Raw genomic sequence first — 11,869 nt, 5'->3', positions numbered from 1 at the left:
GGCCAAACCATCTATCAACTCCAGCCGGGGCTACGCTCTGGGTGGTTGATGCAGCAACTGAAGCACCCGGCTAGGCCGATGGCTCTTGCGGAAGTCCTGTTTTACTCTTTTCTCCCTCTGCTGCCTTGGTCCTCCACTAGCCTGTGCCCGGCAGGGTATGGGGCAGAGGGGCCTCTTACACGGGCATCAACAGGAGTGCAGTACTCAAGAGTCGCTCTGGACCTAGCCTCCGGTTGCGTAAACTCCTGCCTAAGTACAGTCCTGAGGAGCCGCCGCCATCCAGATTCAAAGCATCCACACAGCCCTGACGGATCATGAACGTCGCTAACTCGGGTAAGGTCAAACCCTGGGCATCCCCCCGCCGTCCCTCCGCCATCACCCATAGCAAAGACCCATTACTCAGCCGGCCCACCGCTGTCCGGGGAGCGCGACTGTCCTTCACATCCGGTTGAAACTTCTCTAGTTCTGCATCCAGAACCATCCGCCCTTCCTTAATTAGCAAAGGTCCGCCGCCTAGGACGTTGGGGAGGTCTAGGGGAGGGGTGAGGGTCAGGGTTAAGGTAACGGGTTGGGGGTCCTTGAGTTGTTGTTCGAGGAGATCCGCCCCGTAGCCCCGGCCCACCACCAGCAACCCCGTCGGCGGAATGAGGACTGGGGTGCCGCGACTGATGCGAAGCAGCAACTGAGAATAGCCGTCTTGAATCGTGACGAGCACTTCACCCTCGGTCAGCCCCTCATAGCGGCTACCCCAGTCCGGGGTATAGACACTCAGGCCCGCACGAGTATAACCACTGTTCCAGCCAACGAGGGCCAGCCGCGCTTGGGCTAAAATCAAAACCCCTTGCCAGTCAAGGCGGTCAAATTGCGTCTGAGTCCCGTCCCAAGCCACCACCCCCCGTTGCAAAATTGGCCCGCTCCGCCACTGTCCCGCGATGCGGACCGCTCCGAGGGGTTGTCCGCTATTGACCTGAAAGAAACCGCCATTAATTGCCGCTAGTGCCCCGGCGGCTTGGGCAAAACTGGTCAACGTTTTTTTATCGGGTGCGTGGACTAACTGCCAGGGATAGCTACGGTCCATAGTCAAGAGATGGACCCGCTGCGGCTTGGGGTTGGTGAAATCTGACCACTGATAGGTCAAGCCCGGTCGCCAGACTTGGACCACCGTGCGCGGGACAGGCGGTTGAGTAAAGTCCAGGACCAGCCGATAGGGATTGTTAAAAGACTGGATGCGCGGCGGGCGGGCTACGTTAAATCCGAGTTGAAGCTGAGGCCAAGAGTTAAGGAGCGTCACCTTGGGGTTGGTAGTCGGTAGGGTCCCCGTCAGTTGGGCAACCAAGCTTAGTACACTTACCCCCGTCCGTTCTTCCCATTGCCAGGGCGTGGGACCATTCAGGGTGATGGTCAGTTGTTCTGCCGTAGTCGTCACCCGCGCCAGGACCAGGGGTACTACCCAACCGGGGAAGCCCAACGACTGTTGTGCGGCTCTCAAGCCTAGATAACGTCCCGGCATCGGTCCAGCGACGATCGGCAGGGTAAAGGTCCGCCCAAACCAACTAAATGATTGCTGGTTGAGGTCTTGACCAGGGAGTAACTCGGCCCCCAGACTAGCCAACCACCAATCGGGTACATCCGTAGTCGGCGGGGTCAGGGTATAGGCCATCACCCCCTGACCGGGCAGCCATAGAGTCGTACTCAGGTACAAAAAGCGTCGTCGGGCAATCCTGTCCATGGGAAAACTATTCGCCCCGGTCGCGGCGGTCCATCCGGTCTGTGGTGGTGGCGATAAGTTGAAAAAGTTGTTCTTCAGTCATGGCTGGTCCAATTTCTTTAAATAATACCCTGGGCAACCTAGGTTCCTAGGTGGGGTCTCCCCTGCAAGTTTTCTACCACGTTTCATCAGGCCCTAGCGTGTTAATTAAAAATTGACCCTTAACTGTTGACAGTCGTATACCTCCCCCACTATCGTAAATTCAGTGAAAACCAGCGAGAAACCAGAATGCAAGCTAAATCGTCAACGTTTCCCGCACCATGGACATTCTTGGTATGAAGGTATTCAGGAACAGTCCACTCATGGGTTGGGTTTCACTAGATAAGAGCATGAGGTAATGTGACGTGAGACGAACCATTGCTCAGTTCATACCCTATAGATTTAAAATGCAATTACGCGCAGCATACGGCTTTCTAGCTTTCACAACTAGCATACTTACAGGAAAGCGTGATCCATTACTTCCACCAGATTGGCTACTCTCTGTTGGGGATGGTGACTACAAGCAGATCGGTGAAGAATTTTTCCGTCACTTTATAGATATAGGTGGACTCAGACCCCATGAAAGAGTGCTAGATGTTGGATGTGGTACGGGCCGGATAGCACGCCCACTAATGGGGTATTTAAAGAACGGGAGCTATGACGGTATAGACATCGCGGCTTCCTCCATTAAGTGGTGTCAGAAAACTTTTACTCGCCCGTATCCGAACTTTCATTTCCATTTCGCTGACATATATAATAAAATGTACAACCCAATTGGTACCCATCAAGCTTCTGAGTATCGATTCCCCTTCGAGAATTCATATTTTGATTTTGTATTCCTCACTTCTGTATTTACGCACATGTTCCCGCAAGATATGGAGAACTACCTCACTGAGGTAGCACGAGTTTTAAAACCAGGTGGACGATGTTTCATCACCTACTTTCTGCTAAATCCAGACTCTTTGAAACTAATTGAAGAGCAGGCAAGCAGTCTTAGCTTTAAGTATGAATTGCAAGGGTATCGTGTGCAGAAAGAGATCTTGCCTGAAGAGGCTATTGCTTACGATGAAAAAATAATTCGTGGGTTATATAGGAAGTATGAACTGAATATTTCCGAGCCAATTAGTTACGGATCGTGGTGTGGTAGAAAAAATGGGTTAAGTTATCAAGATATAGTTATTGCTAGTAAGCACAGTTAACAGATACTCTGTAAGGCTTATCGCCTCTAAAGACATTCTTAAAGCTACCTGGACAATGACTACCTCGTTGAGGCCCTAGCGCATTAAGATACGTTTGCTCTATAAACTGGATGCTAACCAACTCAGTTTTTAGTGTTATCCTCGGTAACTTTCGTGTACGCCCGGAACAGGTCTAAATGGGTCAGACCCAACCTCTACGGCGGCTTGTTGTCTCAGGTTTACCATCTCCTGCTCATGAAGCAAGGTCTTTTCTGTCGTTTGTTGTCTCATCTCGGCAATGGCTTGAGCATTGGCGGTGGCGAGTTGCGTGGCGGCGGCGATAAGTTGAAAAAGTTGTTCTTCTGTCATGTCTTTTTCCAATCTGTTTAAATAATACCCTGGGTAGATTGGTCCTTAAGCAGGGTCTCTCAGTGTAGGCTAGACTAACCCGATCCACTCGTCATGCTACTTCTTGAGTCCTGGATGAGTCATGAATTCAATCACTAAATTCAGATGGTGAGACCGCCGAGTTGATCATCAGGCTGTAAGTCTATACTCAGTGGATGCTGCGACAAAGACTCGTGGCAGCGTCTATTGCTGAAGCCCTCGGAGAGGTCATGAGCTCAAGCACTAAATTCAGTTTGGCTCCTTGTTACGGCTTGGTCCATGTTGAGGAGCCGGGAGAGGTAGGAACCTGCTTTACTGACTGGACAGACCATGACATTGACCAAAGCTTTGCTTGGGCACCCGATGGAGTCAGTTTCTGTCTGCTAACAGACCATAGTGACCTGGATGTGGAGGTAGTTATCGCGGACAGTTTCACCCCGCTTCCAGAAGCAGTAAGGATTGTTCAGGTGCCCTTTGAGGTGGTAGGACCCGAGGGTATCTGGGTCTCAGATCTATTTGGGGAAGGAGCAGTTTCAGTGGCACCGGGTCAGTACGCTCTGTACTTCGAGACCGGTTACACCGAGCCCTACGACCCTGACAATCTGCCCATTATCATTGATACGTGGTGTCGCCTGACCTTTATCGCGTCAAGTGATAGCCAAGCCCGTATCCTAAGAGCCGACCCGCCCATCACCGTGCCCCTGATGCTGCGGGCTGAGCGCGTAAAAGACCGGTCTCTGCCGCCGTGGTCCTATCCTCTACCAGCAAGTGAACCTTAATTTTGACCGCCAGACTTAGACGAACTCAATCCACCCAGCCGCGATGAGGCTAAGGGGACCGTCTTCGTTAGTGCTATCCTAGGTAACTGTTGTGTACGCCCGGAACAGGTCTAAATGGGTCAGACTCAACCTCTACGGCGGGAGAAAATCATGGTTTATGCGGTTATCGCTACCGGTGGCAAGCAGTATCGGGTTGAGCCCGGTCGTTTTTACGATGTCGAGAAGTTGGACTTTCCTGAAGACAGCATCATTCCCTTGGACCAGGTCTTGTTAGTGGTGCCCGATGGCGATGATGTAGATGTCTTGATTGGACAACCCCTAGTCGAAGGGGCCATTGTCCGGGCCAAAGTCCTCCAACACGGTCGGGCCAAAAAAGTCTTAGTCTACAAAATGCGTCCCAAAAAGCACTACCGCCGTAAAAAAGGCCACCGTCAGCCCTTCACCCGCCTTCTAGTCGAGGCCATTGAGTTGAACGGTATGACGCTGGGTACTCAACCCGTGACGATTGAGGCGAGTACCGAGGACAACGACTAGCCAGGACCCCCGGCCCTATCTAAGGACTGAAGTCCACTGGGGACGGTCATGTTAGTTATGGTTGCATCAGTTAATCAGGTGCGACCAATGAGTATTGTGCAACCCACCAATCTGGATCAGGAAATGTTGGGAATGGCCTTAGACGAAGCCCGTAACGCTATCGCCCAAGGAAAAGCTGGTGTGGGAGCTGTATTGTACTGGCGCAGTGAAATCTTGGCAAAAGGCCATAATCAATCCGTTGAGACCGGCAATAGTATCGAACATGCCGAGATGGTGGTCTTACGGGAAGCAGGGCCGCGCTTGGCAAAAATGACCGAGGCGGAACTGGCAGAATGCACGATGTACACCAGTCTCGAACCCTGTCTCATGTGTTTGTCGGCTATTTCCTATTCCGGGCTCAAAAGGGTAGCCTATTCTGCCCTAGTCGAGGATGCGGACCCTGAATCCATGGTGGTCCAGGGCATCACTACCGACCAAATCAATGACTGTCTCGTCCAGGGTCCCCTCGAACTCGTCCCCGGTGTACGGCGCGAAGAGGGTAAAGAGGTCCTCGTCTTGATGGGTAAAGCGTCCGATTCGATTGCTGAGCCCGCCACGGCGAAACTGGTCTAACCACTATTCGCCGCGTGTCAACAAAGAGGGCGGGAGTGCGATGGTTGCGTTCCCCTCAGCGCGGAGGGCGTTCTGGGGTTCTAGGGTACCCAGGCCGGAAATCATGCGGACACTAGACATCAAGGTTGCCATCTCAATCGCATCCTGTCCGTAGGACCAGCCTTTGTTGTCCTTGACCCCAGCCCGTTCCAGAGCCTGCTGCATATTATCAGTGGTCAAAATGCCAAAAACCACCGGGACTCCGGTTTCAAGCATGACCGCCGCCACACCATCGGCGACTTTCTTGGCCACATACTCGAAATGGGGAGCCTGCCCCCGGATCACGGCCCCTAGACAGATCACCGCATCATAGGTCCCTTTACGAGCCATTGCTTGGGCCACGAGGGGGATCTCAAAACAACCGGGTACCCAGGCATAGTCCACCTGTTGCGCGAGGTCTACCCCGTGGCGACGCAGTGCATCTTCGCAGCCCGACAAAAGTTTTGTCGTGATGAGGTCATTGAACCGGGCAATTACAATCGCTACTTTGAGGTCTTTGGTATGGTCTAAACGGCCTTCGTAAACAGTCATGGTCCCGCCTGGATGCTCCTTCTAGCTTAACGCGCTCCTATGATAGGGTTTGTAACCTTGGTGCATTGGTTGCTTAATTGAGATGCGCTATCTGCTCTTTTGGAAGCCCTACGATGTGCTGTGTCAGTTCCAAGATGACCAAGGCCGTCTGACGCTCAAAGACTTTATCCCCGTCCCGCTGGTCTATCCCATGGGTCGTTTGGACCGTGATAGTGAAGGTCTTTTGCTCTTGAGTGATGATGGCCCCTTGAGCCACCGTCTGACTGACCCCAAGTACGGACACCCGCGCACCTACTGGGTCCAAGTCGAAGGTGAACCCACCCTGACCCAGCTAGCACCCCTGACCCTGGGCATTCCCATCGCCGATTATCAGACCCGCCCCGCTCGCATCGAACTTCTCCCCACCGTTAATTTACCGGAACGGCCCGTCCCGATCCGTTACCGCAAAAATAGCCCGACGACTTGGATCGCCTTGACCCTAACGGAGGGCCGTAACCGTCAAGTCCGTCGCATGACCGCGAGTCTCGGCTTTCCCACCCTGCGTTTAGTGCGAGTCCAGCTAGGAGATTTAGACCTCAGTGGACTCAGCCCCGGTCAATGGCGAGACCTTACCCCCACGGAAGTAAAACGCTTACACCGCTGAAGTTCTTCGCCTATCCTGTAAATACTGTCCTTTGAGGTCCGATGCGTCGGCTTGACATTCTCACCTATACCTTGGTCCTCCTCGTCCTGGGTCCGCTCCTGTATGGCGTCCTCCAGCTCGTCGGTTTGTCTGCCCTCAATGCTGGCTTGGTCGTGCAAGCTCTCTTTGTGGCGGGCGTCATTCTGTGGCTGGGGAGCTATGTGTTTCGCGTCTTCTTTCGGAAAATGACCTACAACCAGCAGATGAAAGACTACAAAGATGCCGTCCTTGAGAAGCGGGCTGAAGCGTACTATCAAAAACTCGCTGAAACCGAACAACAGGAATCCCACGAATCCAACCGGGGTTGACTTTCACAGTTCTCCCTGGAAATTATTAATAACGTTAAGTTAGATGAAGTTCAGGAAAAAGTGATCCCCGTCCTTGCTAAAAATCCAGAAATACATATTTTAGTTAAATATACCCGTTGAGAATTCAGCTTATCTTCGCTATACTCTCGTAAGGCTTAAGGGCTTGGTAATCAAGACTACATTTTCTGCAAAAGCCCGACCCAAGGAGGAATTCATTGGCAAGACGTAAGCGCAAGAGCCCGAGTCGTTTGGAGGGCAAGAAACTCCTGGAATCCGTGCCCAAGTTTCGATTGGACTGTGGTGAGGAGAAGTCTGTGACGGCGGCTCGCAAATATATCCGCGACTGTGAAATCCTACCTCCGGCCCTAATCTTGGTCCGCCGTAACGAACACACCATTGACCGTTATTTCTGGGCGCACAAGGGACTCTTCACCGCGCAGTACGTCGAAGAGAACCATTTTCTGTTCCCTTCGCTGCGGGTCCTCAAGGATGAAAGTGGGGAAACCGAGCGCGAAGCCGTTTGACGACCAATCTAGACCGTTTTCGGGATACTCCCTTTACAATAGTTAGAAGTCCGCAACCTTCCTTAACTTCGGGGAACTGTCCATGGTTTCGAGTGCCACCTACTTTGCCCTGGTCGAGGACGACCTAGAGCAATTATCTGAAAACTTGGTTCAGCTAGTAGGGGCCAAAAACCCGGTGCTTGCCAAAGCAGCGGAGTACCTCTTCAAAGCTGGGGGCAAGCACCTCCGGCCCGCTTTGGTTATGCTCGCGGCCCGTGCCACGGCCCTAGATGGTGAACCCACCGCTCGTCACCGTCGGTTGGCTGAGATTACCGAGATGATTCACACGGCTTCCTTGGTCCACGATGATGTGATTGACCGAGCGAGTCTGCGCCGTCAGCAACCCACAGTCAATGCCCTTTTCGGTGATAAGGCGGCGGTCTTGGCGGGGGATTTCCTGTTTGCCAAGTCCTCAATTTATCTAGCCCGTCTGCGGAATTTGGAAGTCGTAGAACTGCTCTCGACCATCATTGACCACTTTGCCGAGGGAGAAATCCGGCAGATGCAGCAGGCATTTGACCCGGACTTGACTTTTGAAGATTATTTGCTGAAAAACTTTTATAAAACCGGCTCCCTCATTGCCAACAGTTGTCGAGCAGCTGCTGTCTTGAGCGAGGTGTCTGAGTCCCAGTGCCAGAGCCTCTATGATTATGGGCAGCACTTGGGCGCGGCCTTTCAGTTAGTCGATGATCTCCTGGATTTCACCGCCACGACAGAGACCTTGGGTAAGCCTGTGGCCTCAGACCTTGCCAGTGGACATATGACCGCCCCAGTCCTCTATGCCTTGGTCGAATATCCCGAGTTGCGGGGGCTGATTGAGAGCCAGTTTGAGGAGCCCGGTTCCTTTGAAGAGTCCCTGGTCTTAATCCACCGGAGCCACGGGGTCGAGCAGACGATGACCCTAGCGCAGAGTTACGCCCAACGCGCCCGCTTTGCCCTAGAAGCCCTGCCGCCCTCGCCTGCCCGTCACGCGCTGATGGAAGTGACGGACTATGTGTTAGAGCGCGTGTACTGATACAAATTTCTAAAGTTAAACTATCCCGTCATCGGTTACGTGGATGACAAGCAACTCAACTTCATGGGTATCAATCCAAGCGTGATGAGTGGGGGAGAGGCGCAACAGGTATTTCCAGCCTTGGGGATGCCGTTGGACGTCGGTGATAGGGAACAAACTGTTGGGGGTACAGCGCGGACTGAGGGCGTACAGGCGGTTGGAGTGAGCGCGGGCTTTAGCAAAGAGCGTGGTCATGACCGGTGGAATCGTATGGCTATCATGATTCCGTGTTGTCCCCTAAGCTACGTAAAGTCCCATTAAACAAATGGTGTAGTTCTGATGAAGTTAACCGACCGGGGTTCTTTGCTAACCGAGCAACCCAACCCAGCGAGTCAGCAGTTAGGCCAGATGAGTCCTGAAGCTTTTGTCCAGTTGATGAATGAAGAGGATCAGAAGGCTGTCCAGCAGGTCACCCTCGTTGCCCCAGTGATTGCTGAGGCGATCCGTCAGGTGAGTGCCCGACTGCGGCAGGGGGGAAGGCTTTTTTACGTGGGTGCGGGAACTAGTGGTCGCTTGGGGGTGCTGGATGCGGCGGAATGCCCGCCTACATTTTGCACGGACCCCGACTTAGTGCAAGGCATTATTGCGGGTGGGGTTTCTGCACTGACCCGGAGTGTTGAGGGCGCGGAGGATGACGAGCAGGCCGGACGGTTAGTGATGACCCCGGTCACGGCTGCCGATGCGGTTTTGGGGATTACGGCTGGGGGTACAACCCCGTTTGTTCATGGGGCTCTGGCGGAGGCTCGTCGGCGCGGTACTCTGACCCTATTCTTTACCTGCGTCTCAGTGGAAGAGGTCCCGGCCCGTTATGACCTTGAGATCCGGCCCCTGGTTGGCCCCGAGGTATTGACTGGCTCTACACGGCTCAAGGCGGGGACTGCCACCAAACTCGTTCTCAATATGCTCTCCACCGGGGTCATGGTGCAGTTGGGCAAGGTGTACGGCAACTTGATGGTGGATGTGGCAGTTACGAACGAGAAGCTCCGGGACCGGGCTGTGCGGATTTTGATGCGGCTTACAACCCTTGACCGCTCTGCTTGTGAGAGCTTGTTGGTTCGTGCTGAGAACCGGGTCAAAGTTGCTCTAGTCATGCACCACCGTGGTTTGGATAGTCTGGCGGCGCGGGATTGGTTGGCAGCCCGTGGGGAGTCGCTGATGGATTTGACTGAAAAGGGTGCCTATCCTTAAAGACACGCACCCTAGACGTTTATTTGCTAGCGGTTTCTTTCGCTGCGGACTCTTCGGTAGTCAGTTCGCCGCCGGTTTGAGTCAGGTACTCGCTCAAGACATGGAGCTTTTCGCCGGTTGCGGAAGTGAGCTCTTTAGAGACTGCTGCAACTTCTTTGCCGAGTTTGCTCAGCAGTTTACCTAGAGTTTTACCATTAACTTTGTCTTTTTCGAGTTCCCCTTTCAGTTTTTCGAGGTCAGCGACGACTTTCTCGAATTTGGGGTCTTCCATTTGGGCGAGGTCCTTATGCCACGCTTCAACGTTACGCAGGGCCTTACCAATGGCGAACTCGGTGATATTGTCCTGGAAGGCGGCAAGGGTAGTGTCTAGCTTGGTGGTCATGGCAAATCTCCGTGGTTAGAAAGGTTCCAGTCAGGCTGCAAGCAGCATGTGGAGCCGTGGTAGTCTCCTCGAATTTTGGCTCTCCTCACGATGCAGGGGCTTCTGTCATGGGGAAGAAGGTGACTGTAATAAACTCATCCTTAAGGGTTGGCTTTACGATTGCGCTACGGATTCCTTGACGGGGAGTGCCAAGATGAAGAAGAAGACTTGAGGACCCCCGTGCTGCCGGTCAAATTACAGCAGTTACAAACCCTACTCGCCAGTCTCGAACGGTGTGTCATCGCCTACTCGGGTGGCGTGGACAGCACCTTGGTGGCGAAGGTGGCCTTTGATGTCTTGGGGCCACGGATGCTCGCGGTAACGGCGGCCTCGCCTTCTTTGATGCAGGAAGACCTGGATGAAGCCTATACTCAAGCTGAGTTTATCGGGATGCCCCATCTGGTCATTGAGACCCACGAACTAGAGAACCCTAACTACACCAGCAACCCAGCGAACCGTTGTTATTTTTGTAAAAGTGAACTCCACGGCAGTCTTGTCCCCCTAGCCCAAGAACGCGGCTACGGCGTGGTGCTAGACGGTGCGAACCTAGATGACTTAGGAGATTATCGGCCCGGATTCCAAGCAGCCCGTGAACGGGGGGTGCGCTCGCCCTTAATTGAGTGCCAGATTGCCAAATTTGAGGTCCGCCAACTTTCAGAATATTTGGGATTGCCCTGGTGGAACAAGCCCGCCATGCCCTGTCTGGCCTCCCGCTTCCCCTATGGTGAGGAGATTACCCCGGCTAAATTACAGCGGCTGGCCCAAGCGGAGAGCTACCTCAGACAACTGGGTTGGCGTAACTTCCGGGTGCGCTCTGACCGGGATACCGCCCGGATCGAACTCACGCCCGACCAACTATCAGATTTTGTCCAGACTGTACCTCTACCCGAATTGGTGGACCGTTTTAAGTCATTCGGCTATACCTATGTCACTTTGGACCTAGAGGGCTACCGCCGGGGCAAACTTAATGAGGTGCTGAGTTTGGGAGACCGTGCCTTAACTCACTGAGCGGTACTTCAGACCCGGTAGCTGGACTGCTAATCCTTTGAGTTCCAGTAGTAACAGTACCGCCGTCAGGTCCCCGGTCGCTAACTCAGTAGCTTGGAGTAAAATTTCGACGAGTTGTGGTTCTGGGGTGAGTCGGGCCAAGACCTGTTGTTCGACGCTGGTTAAGTCTGGTGGTGGTGGGGCAGGCAGCGGCAGAGGGGCTAAAACAGGACTACCCAACTTTTGTAAAAGGTCTTCTACGCCTAGAACCAACTGTGCCCCTTGGTTCGCCAGACTCAGGGTCCCTTGGGCCTGAGGATTATCCAGGTTGCCGGGGAGGATAAATACATCTCGCCCGTAATCCACCGCGAGGCGGGCTGTAATCAGTGCCCCGGAGCGTTCCCCGGCCTCAACCACGAGGGTAGCCCGAGTCATCCCGGCGAGGACACGATTGCGCCGAGGGAAATTACTGCGGTCAGGCGGAGTCGTGCGCGGGTGTTCGCTGAGAATCACTCCTCGTTGGGCAATCCGTTCGTAGAGGGCTTGGTGTTCGGATGGGTAACAGCGGCCTACCCCGCAACCCAGTACAGCGGCGGTGGGTTTCCCGGCGGCTAAGGCTCCTTCGTGGGCGGCCCCATCAATCCCGGAGGCGAGCCCAGAGACGACCAAAAAGCCGGCTCGTGCCAGTTCAAAACCCAGTTTTTTGGCCCACCGCAGTCCATAACTGGTGGCGTGGCGGGTACCGACGATGGCAATGGCAGGAGTCCAGAGGGGAAGGGGTCCCCGGTGATAGAGCACAGGCGGACTGTCAACAACTTCCAGGAGTAAGGGGGGATAGTGGGCATCGGCGGGGGTGAGG

16 protein-coding genes are annotated in these 11,869 nt (G+C 53.9%); 10 read left to right on the top strand and 6 right to left on the bottom strand.

Annotation, left to right across the window (positions count from 1 at the left end; genetic code table 11):
• Nucleotides 1–175: 175 nt before the first annotated feature.
• On the bottom strand, nt 176–1,729 hold the full coding sequence (locus HFM78_RS02510) for a phosphodiester glycosidase family protein (RefSeq protein ID WP_287127840.1): 1,554 nt from the start codon (nt 1,727–1,729) through the stop codon (nt 176–178).
• A gap of 383 nt (nt 1,730–2,112) precedes the next feature.
• Between HFM78_RS02510 and HFM78_RS02505 the strand changes: the two genes are divergently transcribed.
• Nucleotides 2,113–2,946: a class I SAM-dependent methyltransferase gene (locus HFM78_RS02505; RefSeq protein ID WP_287127839.1), complete on the top strand. Its 834-nt coding sequence runs from the start codon at nt 2,113–2,115 to the stop codon at nt 2,944–2,946.
• Between the two features lie 135 nt (nt 2,947–3,081).
• On the opposite strand, the gene HFM78_RS02500 is transcribed toward HFM78_RS02505, so the two are convergent.
• The gene (locus tag HFM78_RS02500; RefSeq protein WP_287127838.1) at nt 3,082–3,294 is read right to left on the bottom strand and encodes a hypothetical protein; all 213 of its coding nucleotides are present in this window, start codon (nt 3,292–3,294) and stop codon (nt 3,082–3,084) included.
• Between the two features lie 248 nt (nt 3,295–3,542).
• Between HFM78_RS02500 and comJ the strand changes: the two genes are divergently transcribed.
• The 3 genes from comJ to HFM78_RS02485 all read left to right on the top strand — a co-directional run bounded on the left by comJ (nt 3,543) and on the right by HFM78_RS02485 (nt 5,237).
• Entirely contained in the window at nt 3,543–4,091 is a 549-nt protein-coding gene (comJ, locus tag HFM78_RS02495; protein ID WP_287127837.1) for a competence protein ComJ, read from the top strand.
• 150 nt (nt 4,092–4,241) lie between these two features.
• Nucleotides 4,242–4,625: a 50S ribosomal protein L21 gene (gene rplU, locus HFM78_RS02490; RefSeq protein ID WP_287127836.1), complete on the top strand. Its 384-nt coding sequence runs from the start codon at nt 4,242–4,244 to the stop codon at nt 4,623–4,625.
• An 87-nt stretch (nt 4,626–4,712) separates the two neighbouring features.
• On the top strand, nt 4,713–5,237 hold the full coding sequence (locus tag HFM78_RS02485; RefSeq protein WP_287127835.1) for a nucleoside deaminase: 525 nt from the start codon (nt 4,713–4,715) through the stop codon (nt 5,235–5,237).
• A gap of 3 nt (nt 5,238–5,240) precedes the next feature.
• Here the strand turns inward: HFM78_RS02485 and ribH are convergent, their stop codons facing one another.
• The gene (gene ribH, locus HFM78_RS02480; RefSeq protein WP_287127834.1) at nt 5,241–5,807 is read right to left on the bottom strand and encodes a 6,7-dimethyl-8-ribityllumazine synthase; all 567 of its coding nucleotides are present in this window, start codon (nt 5,805–5,807) and stop codon (nt 5,241–5,243) included.
• A gap of 82 nt (nt 5,808–5,889) precedes the next feature.
• Here ribH and HFM78_RS02475 point away from each other — a divergent pair, with 82 nt between their 5' ends.
• The 4 genes from HFM78_RS02475 to sds all read left to right on the top strand — a co-directional run bounded on the left by HFM78_RS02475 (nt 5,890) and on the right by sds (nt 8,375).
• Nucleotides 5,890–6,450, top strand: a complete 561-nt coding sequence (locus HFM78_RS02475; protein ID WP_287127833.1) for a pseudouridine synthase — start codon at nt 5,890–5,892, stop codon at nt 6,448–6,450.
• A gap of 41 nt (nt 6,451–6,491) precedes the next feature.
• Nucleotides 6,492–6,797, top strand: a complete 306-nt coding sequence (locus HFM78_RS02470) for a DUF3007 family protein (RefSeq protein WP_287127832.1) — start codon at nt 6,492–6,494, stop codon at nt 6,795–6,797.
• Nucleotides 6,798–7,012: 215 nt separating this feature from the next.
• The gene (locus HFM78_RS02465; RefSeq protein ID WP_287127831.1) at nt 7,013–7,321 is read left to right on the top strand and encodes a DUF3155 domain-containing protein; all 309 of its coding nucleotides are present in this window, start codon (nt 7,013–7,015) and stop codon (nt 7,319–7,321) included.
• Nucleotides 7,322–7,403: 82 nt separating this feature from the next.
• Nucleotides 7,404–8,375, top strand: a complete 972-nt coding sequence (sds, locus tag HFM78_RS02460; protein WP_287127830.1) for a solanesyl diphosphate synthase — start codon at nt 7,404–7,406, stop codon at nt 8,373–8,375.
• A 15-nt stretch (nt 8,376–8,390) separates the two neighbouring features.
• On the opposite strand, the gene HFM78_RS02455 is transcribed toward sds, so the two are convergent.
• On the bottom strand, nt 8,391–8,609 hold the full coding sequence (locus tag HFM78_RS02455) for a hypothetical protein (RefSeq protein ID WP_287127829.1): 219 nt from the start codon (nt 8,607–8,609) through the stop codon (nt 8,391–8,393).
• Nucleotides 8,610–8,693: 84 nt separating this feature from the next.
• On the opposite strand from HFM78_RS02455, the gene murQ reads away from it, so the two are divergent.
• Entirely contained in the window at nt 8,694–9,602 is a 909-nt protein-coding gene (murQ, locus tag HFM78_RS02450) for an N-acetylmuramic acid 6-phosphate etherase (RefSeq protein WP_287127828.1), read from the top strand.
• Between the two features lie 19 nt (nt 9,603–9,621).
• Here murQ and HFM78_RS02445 read toward each other — a convergent pair whose 3' ends face one another.
• A complete protein-coding gene (locus HFM78_RS02445) occupies nt 9,622–9,984 on the bottom strand; it encodes a hypothetical protein (RefSeq protein WP_287127827.1) in 363 nt (120 codons plus the stop codon).
• A gap of 219 nt (nt 9,985–10,203) precedes the next feature.
• Between HFM78_RS02445 and larE the strand changes: the two genes are divergently transcribed.
• Nucleotides 10,204–11,031 (top strand): ATP-dependent sacrificial sulfur transferase LarE, encoded by an 828-nt coding sequence (larE, locus tag HFM78_RS02440; RefSeq protein WP_287131082.1) that lies wholly within the window; start codon nt 10,204–10,206, stop codon nt 11,029–11,031.
• On the opposite strand, the gene dprA is transcribed toward larE, so the two are convergent.
• The coding region (gene dprA / locus HFM78_RS02435; RefSeq protein WP_287127825.1) for a DNA-processing protein DprA at nt 11,020–11,869 on the bottom strand (850 nt) is incomplete at its 5' end. The genes larE and dprA overlap by 12 nt on opposite strands.

The organism is Candidatus Cyanaurora vandensis, from assembly GCF_013285555.1.
GTDB classification, from domain to species: domain Bacteria; phylum Cyanobacteriota; class Cyanobacteriia; order Gloeobacterales; family Anthocerotibacteraceae; genus Cyanaurora; species Cyanaurora vandensis.
Note: the sequence above shows the minus strand (reverse complement) of the source record. Positions and strands in the feature narration are given on the sequence as shown.